The following is a 17,496-nucleotide window of genomic DNA, read 5'->3' on the forward strand; positions in this document are numbered from 1 at the left end:
CAGCAAGTTAGTTTGTAGTTCGGTTGTAATCTCTATGCCTCCCGAAGTTGTTCATACTCCCGATAGTTTGCTGCGGCGTCCCCGGTATTTGCTGTGGACGATGTGGCGTGATCTGCTAGCATCTCGCGAGTTGGCTTGGCGGCTGATGGTGCGCGACATCAGCGCCCAGTATCGGCAGGCGTTTTTGGGCATTGCCTGGGCGTTTATTCCACCCATTGCGATGGCGCTCGGTTTCACGCTGGCCAAGGATGCCAATGTGTTTGCCGTGGGCGAGACGGACATTCCCTATCCAGCCTACGTCATGTTCAACACGGCTCTGTGGCAAACCTTTGCCGATGCTGCAACCGGGCCAGTGCAGGCCGTAATTTTGGCTAAGCCGATGCTGGCCAGGGTCAATTTTCCCCGCGAGGCCATCATCCTAGCCAAACTGGGGGAAGTCTTCTTCAACTTTGGCATCAAGCTGATTCTGATTGCCAGCCTATTTATCTACTTCCGGGTGCCCGTAAGCTGGACTATTGTCCTGACTCCAATTGCGCTGATTCACCTGATTTTGCTAGGAACGCTGGTGGGTGTCTTACTGGCCCCAATTGGCGTACTGTACCAGGATGTTTCCAAGAGCCTAAACATGATCATGGGATTTTGGCTGTTTTTAACCCCGGTAATCTATCCCGTACCGACAGAGGGACTGTTTGGAGCGCTAGTGGCCTGGAATCCCGTCACACCGCTATTGGTCACGCTGCGGGAGTTAGCGACGACTGGAGTGCTGACCCAGTCATTGGGCTTTTGGGTGGTAAGTGGATTAACTCTAGTTGGATTAGTACTAACCTGGGTGGGTTTTCGGATTGCGATGCCGTATGTGGTCGAGAGGGTAACGTCATAGATGCTGCTGAATACTCAACATCAACAACAATCCAGTTCTGAACAGGTGTCGCCCGAGCCGCCCGTGATCTCCGTTGAAGGAGTGTCTAAAAAGTTCTGTCGTGATTTAAAGCGATCGCTCTTTTACGGCGTGCAGGATATCGCGGCAGACCTGACCGGGGGACGACGCCACAGTGATCGGTTGCGATCGCAGGAATTTTGGGCGCTCCAGTCAATTAGTTTTCAGCTGCATCGGGGGCAGGCCGTGGGACTGGTGGGTAGCAACGGCGCTGGCAAAAGTACCCTGTTGCGGATTATCAGCGGTCTGATTAAACCGGATACGGGCCAAGTGCGAATTCGAGGCCGCCTCGCGCCGCTGATTGCGCTGGGGGCAGGCTTCAATCCAATTCTGACAGGACGGGAAAATATCTACGCCAACATGTCGATCCTGGGTCTGACAACTCGCCAGATTGAGCAGCGGTTTCAGGATGTGGTCGAGTTTGCCGAGATTGAAACAGCCATTGATGCTCCGGTGCAAACCTACAGCTCAGGAATGGCAGCTCGTTTGGGCTTTGCCTGCGCCATCTATACCGAACCCGATATTTTGCTGATTGATGAAGTTCTCGCCGTCGGCGATGCCCGCTTCAAAGCCAAATGCTATCGCCGTCTCTATGAACTTCGGCAAAAAGGCGTCGCGTTTATCCTGGTCAACCACAACGCCCAGGCCATTTTGAACATCTGCGATACGGCTATTTATCTCTCTCAGGGCGCATTGGTGACGCAAGGCGAGGTTAATACGGTCGTCGATCGGTACGAGCACGACCTCTTCCTCAGCAGCGTTGAACGCTCTGAGAATCGCATGACCTTTCCAGCTAAACCTGGCACAGCCAGCACTGGCATTGACATTCGAGACCTCTTTTTCCGCGATGCTCAGGGCCAACCGACGCAAACCGTGCTGACGGGGGAAGCCATGAGCTTGTGCGTCAACTGCGAGGCTCACGGCAGCTATAGCGGTGTGGCTTTAGACATGCGGATTGCTAAGGTGGGCGGTGTCGAGAATGCAGGCTATGCCTTGTCGCTGCGGGGGCAAAACGACGATGCTTTCTTTAATCTCTCCCCTGGCTTTTCTGAAATTCAACTCCAGCTTCCCTATTTGGGTCTTGCTCCTGGTGTATATACGGCGCAAATACGGGTCAGAAAAGATGCGGTTTACACCTTTGATGTCGTGGAATCGTTTCGATTCACCGTCACGGCCTACTGCAACATCAACAAATGTCAGTTCTATCAACCGCGAACCTGGGCTTTAGTCCCCTCAACCGAGCCGCTATCTGTTAGTCAACCGCATATACCTAAATAACTCGCAAATGTCCCACAACAAGTTGATTTGAACAATGTGAAATTCAACACTAGTCAACCAGCCTCACACACAGACTACGACCCACGATAAACAATATCTTGCCGCTTGATTAACCTTGATTTCATTACGTTTATAAACGATGTCTCATCCTCCGATCAGCATCATTATTCCGACCCATAATCGGCCTCATCTGCTGCCGCTTGCGGTTGAGAGTGCCTTAAATCAAACCTACCAAGACTTAGAAGTGGTGGTAGTCGATGATGCGTCCAGCGAACCTGTCCAACTTCCAGAAAATCCGCGCTTACGAGTGATTCGACTCGAAGCAGGCGTCGGCGGTGCGGGTGCTCGCAATGTCGGCACCCAAGCGGCTCGGGGGCGCTGGGTAACGTACCTCGATGACGATGACGTGCTGCTGCCGCACATGGTGGAAATGTCGTTGGCCGCATTGAAAAGTACATCTTGTGATCCGCCTGTGGCCGTGATTTCAGGTCTGCAAAAGGTTAATGAACACGGAGACGTTTTACTCACTCGTCTGCCGCCCATCCAATGTCCAAAAGGCAGCTATTTCTTTTTGGCAGATCCCGAACCGGGGCGATCGTTTCATACCAAACAAACGCTGGTGGTTGAGCGTGAACTAGTGCTTAAGATTGGTGGTTGGGACGAAGCATTTCGCTCCCGAGTTCATTCCGAATTCTTTTTGAGACTGAATCCTGAATGTACCCTGATTGGTTTGCCAAAGGTAGCGTATCAGCTTTTAGTACACTCAGGCGCACGAGTTTCAGGCAATTTAAATCTGCGTCAGGACAGCTTTAATCAGTTAATTCAAAAACATCGCCGCGCCTTTGAATCCCATCCCAAAATGTTTGCTGAATTTGTCTACAAACATGCGGTGAAATCCTATGAAATGGGTCAAAAGCGAGCAGCGCTGGTTCATACTGTATGGGCCTTTAGAATTCATCCAGTGCATATCTCGAAGCGAATCATGCAGCCTCTCATATCGCAATTAATCAAAAGTCTAAAAATGCGATTTGTGGTGACCACAAATGTTTCTTAATCCCCTAAGAAAGCAGGTAGCGTTACGTAGGGGCGAATGGCCATTCGCCCCTACAAACCATATAGAACTTCAACTTTTATAACTGGAGCTTTTATGATTACCGATATTTTAGAAATGGGTGAGCAGACGACGTTGCGGGGGCAGGTGGTGGTGCTAGGTTCCGGCATTGCGGGCGCTGAGGTCGCGACACACTTAGCTCGTCATGGCCGAGATGTGGTGCTGGTAGAAAGCGGACGCGATCGCTTTGATCCCTCTATCCAGGCTTTGAATGACGTAGTTTTTCTAGGTAAGCGTCATCGTGAGCTAAATCCCAATTCGTATTATCATCGCTACCTACCGCCAGAACTGCGGGGAGTGAGCCGCGTGCGCCAGTTTGGCGGCACGAGCAACGTCTGGACGGGCAAATGGAAATACCTACAGCCGATTGATTTTGAGGGCAGACCTTGGGTTGCGAACAGCGGCTGGCCCATCCAGTTTGAGGATTTGCTAGAGCATTATCGTTCCGCCGCTAAAGACTACGGTTTTGGAGATCTAGAGGCCGAAGCTATGCGTCCTGAAATCGTCGAGCTGCGAGCCAAAATCGCGGCGGGTGGCTTAAAGATGAGTAGCTTCTATTGGGAAGAGACTCCAACCCGGACAGCAAAACGCTTTGGGGACGAAATGCGCCGCTCCGCCAATTTGCAGGTGGTGCTTGGGGCAACGGCAACTGAATTAAAACTAGACGAAACGGGGCAGCGAGTAACGACAGTGGTTTGCCGCTCTCTAGAGGGTCGAGAACTGACGGTCGAGGGCGATGTCGTGGTGCTTGCGACCGGAGCATTTGAAGCAGCCCGCCTGCTCCTATCCTCCGATCGCCAACTGCCGGGAGGTATCGGTAACGCTCACGACCTAGTAGGCCGCTTTTATACCGATCACCCCAAGCACCACACGGGTACCCTTCACCCTGGAAGTCTGACGCGGCAATATGCCCATGAATTGCAGTATGCGCCGAAGCCCCGGTTCTGTATTTGTTTTGCGCTAGACGATGCGACGCAGGCAGAACACAAGCTACTGGAGCATGTTCTATACATAAAACCTATCTACGAAAAGACAACTGATCGACTGTGGCGGATTGTGTGGGGGCGGCCTGTTTGTCGAGATAGAAATGGTGAGATCGCAGCTTACCAGGTCAAGTTTGTCACTGAGCAGGTGCCCCAGAAGAGGAGCCGGATCAAGCTTGGCACCGAACGGGATGCTCTGGGACAGCGCAAACTGGAAGTTGATTGGTGCTTTACGGATCACGATCGGCAATCAATGGCAACAACGCTGGAACTGTTGACCCAGCGGTTTGAACAGGTGGGGCTAGGCACTTTTGACTTTGGAGATGAACCGCCCAGCTTGGAAAATATGACGGATGCGGCTCATCAAATGGGCACAACTCGCATGGCGAGCCGACCGGAGGAAGGGGTTGTGGATACAAATTGCCGTGTATTTGGCACCGAAAACCTCTACATAGCAAGTTCAGCCGTGTTTCCGACCGGGCCATCTTACTCGCCCACGTTCACGATCTTAGCGATCGCTCGCCGCCTAGGTGAGCACTTGCTCCAAACCACACCTCAATCTTTTAGGAATGACAGTATTTGCCCAAACCCAGCGTTGAATGCAGCAGATGAGCCATCTCAAGTTCATGCATAAGCAGCAAATTCGATGAGATTTTGCGTTGAAAACTGCTCATCGAAAAACGTAGGGCAGACTACATTCTATTTCCCCATACTTAAAAATTAGCGGCAATTTTGAACATAAAGAATATGAACTTAATCAACGACAAATCAAAACAAAAGTTCTTTTTTATAGTCGGCGTAGTAGTTATCTACATGGCTTTACTAGCTTGGCTAGATTTTCTGCGAGGTCCTTTTTTGTGGGATGAAAGGACATTTTGGGAAACCAGTTTGGGATTCAGCGACCGACTCGTTCCATCTCTTGAAGATCTAAGCGACTATAAAGAGCTAAATACACCATTGCCATTCGTGATCTTCGGCTCATTAGAATATCTTTTCAATCAGGGCATATTTGCTGGACGACTCTTAAACCTTATCCTATCCTTGGTCATCGTTTTTCTAATCGGTTGGCCCAATCGTAGCCGAGGAGGACAGGCAATTTTATGCTTGATTGGGCTATTTCTGTGTCCTTACTATCTATTTTTAAGTGGGCGACTTTATACGGAGATGATTGCCTGCTTTTGGATGATTTTAGGACTCATGACCTATATCCGCGATCGCTATTTGCTGAGTAGCTTTGCCTTTGTCCTTGCGATCGCATCAAGACAGTATATGATTGCGTTTCCGGCTGCGATTATGAGTTACGAGTTTATCCTAGCGTTTAATCACTCGCTACGGATACGTAAGTTTCGCCTCCAGGATCACTGGAAATGGCTTGCTCCTCTACTGGCCGTACTCTCCCTTCTGTTTTGGGTTTATTTGTTTCAAGGATTGGCACCTCAATCTGGTTTAGAATATCGCTCGGTGCCGGATGTACAGCAATCCTTTTGGAGCTTAACGCCTGGTGGAGCAATTAACTTTTTAGCTTTTGTTGGGGTTTATATTGTCATTCCAGAGTTCATTTTATTTACTTTACCAAAAAACTTTTTGAGCGCAAATAGAACCAATAAAATAGCATCTATGCTCAGAAAGGGTCTTTCGGTTTTTCAAGCGCAGTGGCAGCGACTTCTGATTGTTGCAGCTCTACTACTACTATTTGTTTTAGTTTATCCTCCGCTGCTATTCGGAGCTGGAACTCTGATTAAAATTGCGGATCTTTTGCCGAGTGATATTGCCAAAATAGCTTTATTTTATGGACTATCTTATTTGACTTGTGTTCGCTTCTCTCAGCCAAACCTAATTACTCTGATGGTTTTGTTTAATAGCCTAATCATGATGAAAGCATATCCTTGGGATCGATATGTTTTGCCTCTGGTCGTAGCCTTTTGGTATCTCAAATCAATTCAATTTAAAGGCGAATTTAAAGAAGATAGTCATGTGGCTCCTACGAAATTAGGAGATTATAGAAATAGCATTTCAAGCCAATCTTAATGAAAAATATTCCATCACGAGTCCTGGCGAATTTGAAACATTGGGGCGCGATAGTCTTCTGGTAGATAGTCAGCCGGAAGTGTGGAGTGATTGCCGTCTCGGAGCGCAGAAAAAGCAGGCGAAAGGATTTCAATATCGGCACTGTTGCAGTAATCCTGAAGATTAGCGTGTAGCTCGGAATAAATGCGCGGCATCAGTTCAGGCCGATCGGTGTAAGCATTCAGTTCGTAGCTAACGTTGAAATCATTCAGCGCAGTTTGCAGCACAAAGGGGGCAGGTTCAGCCGTGATGTGTTTTGTCGCCGTTGCGGCTGCGGTCATCACCTCGTAAACTTTGCGCCAGGGTACGTCATAACCCAGAGTCACCGTCGTGTGCAGCGTTAGGTATCCGCCTGATTCGCGGCAGATCGCCGTGTAATTGACCACATTGCTATTCAACACAGACAGATTGGGAATGGTGATTGTCTCCCGCTTTGGGGTCATGATGCGGGTGACAAACAGCGACTTTTCGGTTACTTCACCCATGTTTGTGTCAATCCGAATAAAGTCACCGATTTGAAAGGCACGGGTGTAAATCAAGATAATGCCGGAAATGGCATTGGCAACGGCAGACGATGAACCGAGGGTTAGCAGCGCCCCCAAGAAAATCGATATGCCCTGAAACGCGGGTGATCCAAATCCGGGTAAATAAGGACCAGCAACGACACATGCGATCGCAAATACCAAGAATCCTGCGAGTCGATTGGTAGGCTGTATCCATTCCGGATAAAACCACGGATAAACATCGGTTCGGCCTAGCTCCGCAATTACCTGCTTCACAAAGCCAAACAGGTAGTAGGCCACGACCCCAATCACTACGATGGTGATCAGGTTGGGCAGATAGGCAACAAAAGCTTGAGCAAAATTGTTTAATCGCCCAGCCAAATCGTTTAACACCCGGTCGCCCAGCGGTCGCGTGGCCGGAAACTGCCGCAAAACAAACGGAATGTATAGATAGAACGCAGCCAGGACAAGGATGGGCCGTCCTAAACGAATCAGCACCGCCAACAAGTATCCCGTTGCACTAGCGCCTAAAATTTGAAAGTTATGGATTCGCAGTTCTAAACTGCGATGGTGACGCGCTTGCGCAACCCGCAGCAAGAGTTTTGAGGAAAAGAGGAACAGGCTGCGTAAAAAGATAATCAGAATAAGCGTGCTGACAATGGTAAGGACAATTCCAAGTGTGCGTCGTTTGACGCTGCGTTCCGCCCGATAGGTCGCAATTTCAGTTTGAATGAACTCTACGGCTTGATTAGCGAGTTGATCAATCGACTGATCATAAACTTCTGCATCTGCTTCAGTCACGGTAAACAAAACTTGCTCGCCAGCCTTAATTACGGTGCGATTATTTTGCGTATCAACGCGAATTTGGTCGAGGGAAACAGCTGGATTCGTTGCGATCGCATCGATTCGTCCTTGGATGATTCCAGCTCGCTCCTCAGCGGTGGCAACGCCTGCCACACCTTCTTTAATGCGAAACAGAACTTCATTATTCAGCACGACCGGAAAACCATCGATTCGATTGCCCGCAGGTTGATCAACCAAGACGGGGTCAACTAAATTTGTGTCCTCTAAATCACTGGCTAAATCAGGATCAGGATTAGGTTGACTGTCGGTGGCGGGAGCCTGCGCCCAAGCGGAAAAACCCACATCTGAAGAAGAATCTTGCGCTGCGATGGGTTGCACCACAATCATCAGCACAACGAAAATTACCAGCACGCACCAGGCAATGTAGCGCTGTAGTGTAGACCAACGCAGATGTTGATAAACAAAACGCGAATTCATGGCAATAGGTATTAATCACACTACAGATTATGTATGAGGCTCACCAAACAGGATCACTGAGCAGCGCAATTCTTTAATCACCTGAGTCGTCACATCGCTGACTGCTAGACCACCCGCCGTGCGGCGACGGGTTGAGCGCAGGATGACCAGGTCAAATGACTGCGCCATTTTGAGAATCGTTTGACCGGGGTGATCGCTAGGAATGGCTTTGATATCGAAATCAACCGCTGGGCCTTGCGCCTGCATGGCCTGAGTGACAGCCTGTTCAAAGCCGCTGACATGCTCCGGCAGCGTGCGCGGATCGTGAACATGGAGCAGGAGCAGCGATGCCTGATTCGTGTCGGCAAACAGTTGGGCAAAGCGCAGAATTCGCAGGGTTTGGGACGTAATGTTTTTAACTGGCACCAGGATGTGCTTAAAGTGAATCGGTTCATCCAGCAGCCGCGTCACCGCCACCGGACAGTGAGCAGCCCAGAACACATTATCAGTGACGCTACCAAATAAGCGCGATCGCAACCCGCTGCCGCTCCAGCCCATGACGATTAGGCTAGCATTGGTTTCGCGAGCGGTGCGGCTAATCCCTTCGGCCACATCATCGTCAATCCGAATGTCGGGACGGGCATCGGCGCTGAAGGTTTGGCTAATATCTACGGCGCGTTCCAGGAGCTTTTGACTGCGCTGGAGCGTCCCAGTTAGCTCTGGCTCATCCATGTGAACGTGCGCTTTGACGACCGCCAAGGGAATCACCGTGCCTGACTCGTGATGGGCCAGCAGTGCCGCCATTTCAATCAAATTGCGCTCAGTGTTGGGGTTGTAGACGGGCACCACAACGGTAAACGGATAGCGATCGCGCTGGTTGATTTGCGCTTCTGCCTCGCTAATCGCTCCCCACCAGGATTCACGCTGGGGATGATCCAGCGACGATGCCGCTTTGGGGGCAGACAGCCGCACGGCAAACCGCTCGGTCAGCATCGGCCCCGCCAGCGACGTGAGCAGCATCAAGACAATAATGCTATTGAATACGGATTCGTCGATAATGCCAGCGCTGAGGCCAGCCAGGGCCGCCGCCAGCGTTGCCGCCACCTGGGGCAGCGACAGCGACCACATGGTGAGAGCCTCGTACCACTGATAGCGAAAGACGAATTTGAAAATCGCCGCCGCTAGAAACTTACTGACAAATAGGCCAGCTGCGATCGCAGCCGTCAGACCAAAATTAGTCGTCAGGCTTTCAATAAAGGCAGGCACATCCAGCAGCAGCCCCATGCCGACGAAAAAGAAGGGAATAAATAGCGTACTGCCAACAAATTCAATCTTCTCTTCAACTGGGCCGTGCCCGACGACATCATTGACGGCTAATCCAGCTAGAAACGCGCCGACAATTTTATCGACATTGATCACCTGCGCCCCCACCGAGGCGAGAAAGACCGCCAGCAACACGAAGAGAAACTGATTGCTTTCCTCATCACCCGTGCGGCGAAAGTACGCTTTTCCGGCCCAGTCCAGCCCAAACAGCACCGCTGCCGCGTAGACAGCCAGCAGAAACAGTTGCAGCACCAGCGTCCCAGCCGAAAATTCTCCGGCATGGATGGCGACGCAGATGGCGAGTACCAGTAGCGCCGCAATGTCGGTGAAAATAGTTGCGCCAATCGTCACCGTCACCGCTTCATTGCGCACGATGCCCAGCCGCTGCACAATTGGGTAGCCAAGCAGGGTATGAGAGGCAATCAGCGAGCCAATCAGAATCGAAGCATTGAGGCCAAAGCCAAATAGCTGTCCAATCAGCGTCCCCGCAATCAGCGGCACCAAAAAGGTGGCAAACCCAAATCCCAGCGATCGCTCTTTGGTCTTGCGAAATTCGTCTAGGTCAATCTCCAAACCTGCCACAAACATCAGATAAATTTTGCCGATGTCTGACAGTAATTTGGTGGTTTCCGAGTCGGGATCGAGCAGTCCCAGACCATCAGAACCCAGCACAACCCCCGCAAACAGCAGTCCCACCAGCCCCGGCAATCGCAATCGCTCAAAGATCGGCGGCACGGTCAAGATGACCAGCAGCAGAATCGTAAATGAAATCAGTGGACTATTGGGCAACCATTCCAACATAGCGATTGAGCACAGGATCACGTACAGCTACTCACATCTTGCACCAAATATGCCCGTTGGCTTAAACAAATTCAACGCTCAGAACTATGGAAGCACCTTAGGAGCGTGAATTTAATAAGGTGGAATCTTTGGGGTAGGGACACGGCAATGCCGTGTCCCTACGGATGGAATGATTGACAGGCTATTTAATTCACGCTCCTTAGTTGACGAACGAAGCTTACCACCCTCGCCTGTGTGATTGACGCAAAGATCAGAAGCCCCCTTCTGACACCATGAGCGAAGCACGATCCTCATAGTTCAAACAAATCGCCACATTCACGTACTCCAAAATCCGGATCAGCCATTCAGTCTGCTGTTTTTTCTCCAGCATGAAGTTGTCAAACAGACTAGCTAGCTTCTTTTCCAACCAGTCAAACGTGCTGCGGCAAACCAACAGAATCCGCAGCAGCAGTCCGACCAGCATCACCGTTGGCACATTCCCTTCCAAGTCAATCAGCGTGCGGTAATCTTTCTGATGATTTGAATCAGTACGAACAGTCAAAAAGTCCAACAGTTCTTTGCACACGTGACGGATCAGGCGCTCGTTGAGCGGTGCATCGTCCAATCGTTCTGCGATCGCATTCGTGCGATCGCGCAGTTTGGTCGGAAATGACTTGGGGCTGTACTGCGGCGGAATCGCTTCCAGCAGGTATTCGTATAGCTCTCGCTTAAAGTCATGCAGCGTCATAATCCAGGGGGATTGGCCCTCAAATCGCTTGTAGGCGTCGTGGCAGGTTCCCATCGTGTCAAACTGCTGAACGGCTTCTCCTAAACCCGTTTCAGTCAGCAGCGTGAAGTTATACTTGGCGGCTTTGGCTTGCTCCTTCTGCCGCATTTCAGGATTCTGGCGCTGCTGACTCAGCTTGAAATGCAGCTTGAAGCTGTCGAGCTTTGACTGCTGCTGCTGCTGCGCCTGCATACGAATGTCGTGGATCAGATGAGCATGGCCCGTTTGCAGTGCCTGCGGCATCAGCGTTTGCTCACAAACAAAGGGATAGCGAGGCCGCAGATCGTCCAGCTTGGTATTCGCTGTGTAGCCGTCAGCATTGGCTTCCTGATAGGACGACTGAATGAAATCAGACAGATTTCTCAGTTCGCGGTATTCATCCGTGGTCTGAAACTGCTGCACCAGACGATGTAGCTTGTGAGTACTCTTCAACGGAGAGGGTGGAAACGAGTCTGCACTGAACAGGCCAATCAGCGGCGAGATCATCTGCCGATTGGCCGTGTGGTAGTACCAGTTGTTGACGGCAATGTAGCAACTGCGATTGAAGAAGAAGGGATAGTTCTGATCAATCTCCTGCGATCGCAAAACGCTGTGTAACGCCTGTTGAACTCTAGAATTGTGCGGATAGGCTCCTCGGATAAACAGTTGTTCATAACGCTCAATCACCTCAACAGCAGTTTTCTGCTGAACAATCGCTTTTAGGTGATCATAAATCGCGTTTTCGGGGGGGCTGGGTGGACGGCGAAGCTGGTGCATCGGGGCAGATACTCCCATTGACAGGCCAAAACCTCTTGCTTGAGGAAAGTTTTGGTGTTTCTTTTACTTATACTTCTTTTCCTCTGAGAAATAAGTATCGTTTTATATACTTGTTCCGGATCTTTACTTTTTATTGTTACTGCTCTGCCAAATTAGTTTTGATGGTTGCTGTGCCGTGTGGGGCGCGGCACAGCAACCATCAAAACCCGCAAAATAAAGCTGGCAGACGACTAGAAGATACGGGTAGAAGTTGCCGAAAGAAGCTGTTAAAAAAGGATTGGAGTAATCTGTGCGATCGCACATCGTGATTCGAAGCCTGGTTGGAAACCCGCAGGTTATTGTTTGTGAAACGCGGGCGGTGCAAAAAATGGGAGAGTGCAAGAAAACGTTACCTGAACACCGCTCTCCTTACTGGTTTCTTTACCATTGTGCGCTAAGTTTCTCTAGCAATCAGTCCGCGCACTACACGTATTACATAAGGATGTTGCCCCATGTCTTCTACCACGCTATTGCCTGATTTAGGGACTTCCAGCCTGCTGGATCTGGAGACAGCAGACCTCAGCTTCACCCCCGATCTGAGTGTTCTAGGTTCCTTCAGCGTTTTGGGTCTGTTAGGCGCGTTGAGTCCCAGCCTGGCGGATGTCGTTGCCGAGTTTGCGGCAGATATTACCGATTTGGCTGGCGATGTCACTGTTACAAATGGAATTTTCACCAGCAATTTAGTGCTACCGGATGGTTCCCTGCTAGCGGAAACGGTGGATGTGCCGACAACTTTGAGCGACTGGGCGGCACTGGCCGCAGTCACCAACGGCACAGCGACGCTGGTGGACGGCATTCTAGACGTGGATTTGAGTACCGGGGACGAGTCTCTCTTTATCGAAGGATTTGATTTAGCCACCGCCGCGAGCAGCTTGATCCTGGATGCGATTCAGTCGGTCGATGCCACGGTGCTGCTGGAAAACGGTGCGTTTGATATTGACGTGGACACGGCGCTTGGCTCCTTCATCGGCACGGTTGACTTTGCGGGCGGCGATCTGAATGTGGATTTACTAACGCCGTTTGGCGAAATCGTAGGCGATGTTGACTTTGATGAAACGGCTGTAGTTCCGCTGTTTATCCCGACGACAATCGGCGGCATGAGCGTGGAGCTTGATCTAAACGAAGGCAACATCTCAGCCTCATTTGGCAGCTTCGGCTCGCTGGAGATTCCGCTGACCGACATCAGCAGCCTGGTGACGCTGACGGACGGCATTGCTACCTTTAGCACCGATGTGCCGCTACTCGGAACGGTAGAAACTGAGCTGGAAATCGGCACCCTTACCAGCGAATATATTGCGGAACTGATTCAAAGCTCACTGGGCACAGCAACGATTACCAATGGCGTAATTGATACCACTTTGGAGAACCCGCTCGGCACGTTTGACACCAGTTTTGATGTCGTCGCCTTTACCCAGCAGGGTATCGACTTCTTTGGTCAGGTCAACGGTTCAGTTGCGATCGCAGATGGCAGTTTAACCACCAACCTCGCAACACCGCTCGGAGACGTAAACAACACTTATGATCTAACAACCATTGCGGGTCTGTTAGACGTACCGCTAGCGGAGATTGTGTAATTGTCACATCTTGCACTAAAACCCAGAAGGGTTGTTTTGCCGCCGCGATGCGGCGGCAAAACAACCCTTCTGGGTTTTCAAAGTGCAAGGTGCAAGATGTGAGTAATTCTGATTTGACTTAAGTCAAAGAATTTGCGGCGTAGATTACCTATAGTGGGGAGGTTGAAACGATATGGAAAGTACATGACGACGTTGTTCGATAAATTAGGTGGTGCCGCTGCTGTTGATTTAGCGGTTGATAAGTTCTACCAGCGGGTTCTCCAAGATGACCGGATCAAACATTTCTTTGCGGATGTAGACATGGTCAAACAGCGGGCACACCAGAAAGCGTTTCTGACCTATGCCTTTGGCGGCACCGATAAATATGATGGTCGCTATATGCGGGAAGCCCACAAAGAGCTAGTGGCAAAGCAGGGCCTCAACAGCGCACATTTTGATGCGGTGGCTGAAGATCTAATGGAAACGCTGAAGGAAATGGACGTTCCGCCGGAACTACTGGATCAGGTCGCTGCGATCGCAGCCGCACCCCAGCACAAACGGGATGTGCTGAATCAGTAGACCGTACTTCGATTGCCTAGTCTGACCTGAAGAGCGATCGCAATTTTTAGGAGTTGCGATCGCTCTCTAGTGGCTTAGACCATTAAACTATAAGCGATTACACCATAGCTCTAGAGCAACGCTAAAATAGCCGACTGGGCGGGATTGTAAATTAGATTGTGTCAAAGGTCAGAGATGAGATCTAATGAACTATTGAACCTAAGAGACTCGTACTATGACTTTTCGACCTGAACTCCTGGATGAATTGCTTAAAGGCTATCAGAATCCCGAAGACCTGCTGGGGGATGGAGGGATTCTTAAGCAGCTCACGGCGGCTTTGGTGGAACGCTGCTTGAATGCGGAAATGAAAACCCATCTGGACGAGCAACAGGCGGAGCCTGAAAGCGACGTCAAGCCAACTCGTAACCGCCGCAACGGCCACAGCAAGAAGACCATCAAAGGGGAGTTTGGAGAAGCTCAAATCAATGTTCCCCGTGACCGCAACAGTGAGTTTGAACCCATCATCGTCAAGAAGGGGCAGACCCGCTTCGAGGGCTTTGATGACAAGATCTTGTCCCTCTATGCCAGGGGCATGAGTACCCGTGACATTCAGGCTCAACTGCAAGACCTGTATGGCGTTGAGGTCTCAGCCGGGCTGATCTCGAACGTCACGGATGCGGTTGAAACGGAGCGTAAAATTTGGCAAAATCGCGCGCTCGACCCGGTTTATCCCATCGTCTATTTTGATGCCATCGTGGTCAAAGTCAGACAAGACGGGCGGGTGATCAACAAAGCGATTCACTTGGCGCTTGGGGTTAACTTGTCTGGCACCAAAGAACTCTTGGGGATGTGGATGACCCAGAACGAGTCTGCCAAATTTTGGCTTCAAGTGCTCACAGAGCTGCAAAATAGGGGTCTCAAAGACATCTTCATCGCTTGCTGTGATGGCCTCACTGGCTTTCCCGATGCCATTGAAGCGGTCTTTGCTCAAACCCAGGTGCAGTTGTGCATTGTTCACATGGTACGAAATTCACTCCGCTATGTGTCCTACAAAGACCGTAAGGCGGTTGCAGCAGACCTCAAGCTGATTTACACGGCCAGCACTGAGACTGAAGCAGAGCAGCGCTTAGTTGAGTTTGCCGAGCAGTGGGACCAGCAATATCCAACCATTAGCAGGTCTTGGCTTCATCATTGGCAGCGGATTATTCCCTTCTTTGCTTTTTCACCGGAGATTCGTAAAGCAATCTATACGACCAATGCGATTGAATCGATGAATATGACTCTTAGAAAGGTGATTAAAAACCACCGAGCTTTTCCAACCGATGAATCTGCCCTAAAAGTTATCTACTTGGCAATTCAAAATATTGCCAAAAAGTGGACCATGCCCATTCGCGACTGGAAACCCGCTCTCAACCGCTTCGCGATTGAATTCAGCGATCGCTTTCCAACTTGAGTTTTTACCTTTGACACAATCTATTTGACATACCCGACTGGGCTGATTCTTTACCTGATGAAGTTTGGTCAAACCTAATTTTTGGCATTAGCATTTGCCCCATAGCTAACTAGTAAATCAGCCATGTCCAAATCATGTTGTGCCAGATAATCTAATGGAATGTTGCCCCACCGACTCCGAAGATTCACTTCTGCCCCGTTTTCAAGCAGCAACCGAGCAATGTTTACAGAACCCTTTTTTACTGCTAGATGTAAAGGCGGTTTTTTGTTCTCACGGCCAACGACATCTGCTCCACTATCTATTAACAACTGAACAAGATCTTCTGCGTTTTCACGAACTGCTATACAAAGCGGGGAACCTAATCTTCCTGACCGATTCAGGTCTGCACCAGACTCGATGAGTAGTTGAATAATATCTCGTTGATGCTGTCTAATCGCTATATGCAGTGGGGTTTCACTGAGGTAGGCGTAAGCATTGACATCAGCACCCTGATTTAATAGGAACTTGACGACCTCTACATGGCCTCCCAATGCTGCAAGATGAAGCGGAGTCATTCCCCGGTTTCGCATTGAATTAATTGCAGCGCCTTGTTGAAGCTGTTCTCGTACTGTAGTTAAATCACCTTGATAGGCTGCAAAATGGAGTCCGACTACAGCACCCCGATTCACTAACGTTTCAACTACCTCGGTTTGTTCTTTAAGGGCAGCTTCTAGAAGAGGATTTATTCCATCTTCTTCATCTAAGCCCTGATTAGCATCCGCACCATAATCAAGCAGCAGTTCTACAATCTCTTTGTGACCTTTTGCCGCAGACAAACAGAGCGGTGTCAAGCCTTCTCCTTTACAGGTATCTGGCGCAACTCCTTTATCCAGGCATTGTTTTACTGTCTCAATGTCACCTTCCATTGCAGCACGATGGATGCGATTCAAGGGGTGTGTCAGTATCCGCCAAACAAAGAAAACGATAAATAGAACAAGCCATACATAGAGGAGTTTGATATCAAAGCTCATAGCCAATGCCATCTACTGAGACTTCAAAGATACCAAATCCGGCACTGGAGCCGTGTGATCAAGCATGATAGGTTTGGTTAACGATCTCCAACCTGTCAGGCCAACCTGTCATGAATAGCAAAACCTTGAGTGTAAACGGGCTGATTCCATCCTTTCAGCTCCAGGCGATTAATCGCGATGCGGTGATCAGTCCGTGGGACTATAAGCAGCGCCAAAGCCTTGCTATTCTTTTATTTCATGATGCAACCTGTGCAGCTTGCCGCGACCTGTTGCTCGACATCACTCAGCACTATTCAGCTTATCGCCACGCCGAGACAGAGGTGCTCGCGATCGCAACAAACAATCAACCCAATACTGTTCCTTCGCTGCAACAATTTACCGACCAACACACAATTCCCTTTCCCATTCTGTGGGATCAGCAGAAAACCGTACAGCAAGCTTATTTCGGAGAGGTAGCTGACCCATCACCCGTTGGCATTTTTATTTGCGATCGCTTTTGTGAAGTCTACATGCAAGCCGTCGCCGCTGAAGCCGATCAGCTACCCGCTGAAGCCGAAATTAGAAGCTGGGTCGAGTTTGTTGATATGGAATGCCCAGAATGCTTTCCACCCAGTTGGCGATAGTGTGACTGAAAGGTGAGGTAATACGGCCTAGCGCTGGCCGTGGAGATGAATACAATGGAAAGTGACGAGTAGCTAGATTTATACGCCGTGGCAGTTGACAAGATTAGCGAATGTCCATTGTGTAAACGAACGGTTCCATTAACCTTTCACCATCTCATCCCCAAAAAAGTCCACCGCAGAACGTACTTCAAAAAGAACTATTCCAAAGCTGAATTGAATCAAGGCATTTTTATCTGTCGCCTTTGCCACAACGGCATTCATGATTGCTACGACGAAATGACCTTAGCCAAAGAGTTTCGGACACTGAAGCACATTCAAGCCGATGCCAATATTCGGAAACACGTTGGCTGGGTAGCTAAACAGAAGATTCGGGCCTAATGTTAACAATCGCCGTGACCCAGACATCTTTGGCAACATCATCCCGTTCATTCTTATAGCTGGCATAGGTGATCATAATGGCAAACGCCAGCATCAG

Annotated in this window: 14 protein-coding genes; 10 read left to right on the forward strand and 4 right to left on the reverse strand. The window is 49.9% G+C overall.

Going from position 1 to position 17,496, the window contains the following annotated elements:
* Window positions 1-34: 34 nt before the first annotated feature.
* The 5 genes from AC286M_RS02640 to AC286M_RS02660 all read left to right on the forward strand — a co-directional run bounded on the left by AC286M_RS02640 (window position 35) and on the right by AC286M_RS02660 (window position 6,337).
* Window positions 35-880 (forward strand): ABC transporter permease, encoded by an 846-nt coding sequence (locus AC286M_RS02640; protein ID WP_488202904.1) that lies wholly within the window; start codon window positions 35-37, stop codon window positions 878-880.
* Window positions 881-2,215 (forward strand): ABC transporter ATP-binding protein, encoded by a 1,335-nt coding sequence (locus AC286M_RS02645; RefSeq protein WP_488202905.1) that lies wholly within the window; start codon window positions 881-883, stop codon window positions 2,213-2,215. It begins immediately after the preceding gene.
* Between the two features lie 139 nt (window positions 2,216-2,354).
* On the forward strand, window positions 2,355-3,269 hold the full coding sequence (locus tag AC286M_RS02650) for a glycosyltransferase family 2 protein (protein WP_488202906.1): 915 nt from the start codon (window positions 2,355-2,357) through the stop codon (window positions 3,267-3,269).
* Between the two features lie 93 nt (window positions 3,270-3,362).
* Entirely contained in the window at window positions 3,363-4,943 is a 1,581-nt protein-coding gene (locus AC286M_RS02655) for a GMC oxidoreductase (RefSeq protein WP_488202907.1), read from the forward strand.
* 113 nt (window positions 4,944-5,056) lie between these two features.
* The gene (locus AC286M_RS02660; RefSeq protein WP_488202908.1) at window positions 5,057-6,337 is read left to right on the forward strand and encodes an ArnT family glycosyltransferase; all 1,281 of its coding nucleotides are present in this window, start codon (window positions 5,057-5,059) and stop codon (window positions 6,335-6,337) included.
* 14 nt (window positions 6,338-6,351) lie between these two features.
* Here AC286M_RS02660 and AC286M_RS02665 read toward each other — a convergent pair whose 3' ends face one another.
* From AC286M_RS02665 to AC286M_RS02675, 3 genes are all read right to left on the reverse strand, one after another.
* A complete protein-coding gene (locus AC286M_RS02665; RefSeq protein WP_488202909.1) occupies window positions 6,352-8,160 on the reverse strand; it encodes a mechanosensitive ion channel family protein in 1,809 nt (602 codons plus the stop codon).
* 27 nt (window positions 8,161-8,187) lie between these two features.
* On the reverse strand, window positions 8,188-10,263 hold the full coding sequence (locus AC286M_RS02670; RefSeq protein WP_488202910.1) for a cation:proton antiporter domain-containing protein: 2,076 nt from the start codon (window positions 10,261-10,263) through the stop codon (window positions 8,188-8,190).
* Window positions 10,264-10,513: 250 nt separating this feature from the next.
* Window positions 10,514-11,803, reverse strand: coding sequence for a Sll1247 family protein (locus AC286M_RS02675; protein ID WP_488202911.1), 1,290 nt, complete (start codon window positions 11,801-11,803; stop codon window positions 10,514-10,516).
* Between the two features lie 473 nt (window positions 11,804-12,276).
* Here AC286M_RS02675 and AC286M_RS02680 point away from each other — a divergent pair, with 473 nt between their 5' ends.
* From AC286M_RS02680 to AC286M_RS02690, 3 genes are all read left to right on the forward strand, one after another.
* The gene (locus tag AC286M_RS02680; RefSeq protein WP_488202912.1) at window positions 12,277-13,398 is read left to right on the forward strand and encodes a hypothetical protein; all 1,122 of its coding nucleotides are present in this window, start codon (window positions 12,277-12,279) and stop codon (window positions 13,396-13,398) included.
* A gap of 183 nt (window positions 13,399-13,581) precedes the next feature.
* Window positions 13,582-13,956 (forward strand): group I truncated hemoglobin, encoded by a 375-nt coding sequence (locus AC286M_RS02685; protein ID WP_488202913.1) that lies wholly within the window; start codon window positions 13,582-13,584, stop codon window positions 13,954-13,956.
* A 214-nt stretch (window positions 13,957-14,170) separates the two neighbouring features.
* Window positions 14,171-15,388, forward strand: coding sequence for an IS256 family transposase (locus AC286M_RS02690; protein ID WP_488202914.1), 1,218 nt, complete (start codon window positions 14,171-14,173; stop codon window positions 15,386-15,388).
* A gap of 74 nt (window positions 15,389-15,462) precedes the next feature.
* Here the strand turns inward: AC286M_RS02690 and AC286M_RS02695 are convergent, their stop codons facing one another.
* Window positions 15,463-16,398 (reverse strand): ankyrin repeat domain-containing protein, encoded by a 936-nt coding sequence (locus tag AC286M_RS02695; protein WP_488202915.1) that lies wholly within the window; start codon window positions 16,396-16,398, stop codon window positions 15,463-15,465.
* 110 nt (window positions 16,399-16,508) lie between these two features.
* Here AC286M_RS02695 and AC286M_RS02700 point away from each other — a divergent pair, with 110 nt between their 5' ends.
* Both AC286M_RS02700 and AC286M_RS02705 read left to right on the forward strand, forming a co-directional pair.
* Complete coding sequence (locus tag AC286M_RS02700) at window positions 16,509-17,021, forward strand: peroxiredoxin family protein (protein WP_488202916.1); 513 nt, start codon at window positions 16,509-16,511, stop codon at window positions 17,019-17,021.
* An 87-nt stretch (window positions 17,022-17,108) separates the two neighbouring features.
* Window positions 17,109-17,399: a hypothetical protein gene (locus AC286M_RS02705; RefSeq protein ID WP_488202917.1), complete on the forward strand. Its 291-nt coding sequence runs from the start codon at window positions 17,109-17,111 to the stop codon at window positions 17,397-17,399.
* Window positions 17,400-17,496 lie beyond the last annotated feature (97 nt).

The organism is Thainema salinarum CENA647 (assembly GCF_057732415.1).

Coding starts and splice junctions, on each gene's coding strand:
- AC286M_RS02640 (WP_488202904.1), top strand. CDS start 35: ATGCCTCCCGAAGTTGTTCATACTCCCGATAGTTTGCTGCGGCGTCCC.
- AC286M_RS02645 (WP_488202905.1), top strand. CDS start 881: ATGCTGCTGAATACTCAACATCAACAACAATCCAGTTCTGAACAGGTG.
- AC286M_RS02650 (WP_488202906.1), top strand. CDS start 2,355: ATGTCTCATCCTCCGATCAGCATCATTATTCCGACCCATAATCGGCCT.
- AC286M_RS02655 (WP_488202907.1), top strand. CDS start 3,363: ATGATTACCGATATTTTAGAAATGGGTGAGCAGACGACGTTGCGGGGG.
- AC286M_RS02660 (WP_488202908.1), top strand. CDS start 5,057: ATGAACTTAATCAACGACAAATCAAAACAAAAGTTCTTTTTTATAGTC.
- AC286M_RS02665 (WP_488202909.1), bottom strand. CDS start 8,160: ATGAATTCGCGTTTTGTTTATCAACATCTGCGTTGGTCTACACTACAG.
- AC286M_RS02670 (WP_488202910.1), bottom strand. CDS start 10,263: ATGTTGGAATGGTTGCCCAATAGTCCACTGATTTCATTTACGATTCTG.
- AC286M_RS02675 (WP_488202911.1), bottom strand. CDS start 11,803: ATGGGAGTATCTGCCCCGATGCACCAGCTTCGCCGTCCACCCAGCCCC.
- AC286M_RS02680 (WP_488202912.1), top strand. CDS start 12,277: ATGTCTTCTACCACGCTATTGCCTGATTTAGGGACTTCCAGCCTGCTG.
- AC286M_RS02685 (WP_488202913.1), top strand. CDS start 13,582: ATGACGACGTTGTTCGATAAATTAGGTGGTGCCGCTGCTGTTGATTTA.
- AC286M_RS02690 (WP_488202914.1), top strand. CDS start 14,171: ATGACTTTTCGACCTGAACTCCTGGATGAATTGCTTAAAGGCTATCAG.
- AC286M_RS02695 (WP_488202915.1), bottom strand. CDS start 16,398: ATGAGCTTTGATATCAAACTCCTCTATGTATGGCTTGTTCTATTTATC.
- AC286M_RS02700 (WP_488202916.1), top strand. CDS start 16,509: ATGAATAGCAAAACCTTGAGTGTAAACGGGCTGATTCCATCCTTTCAG.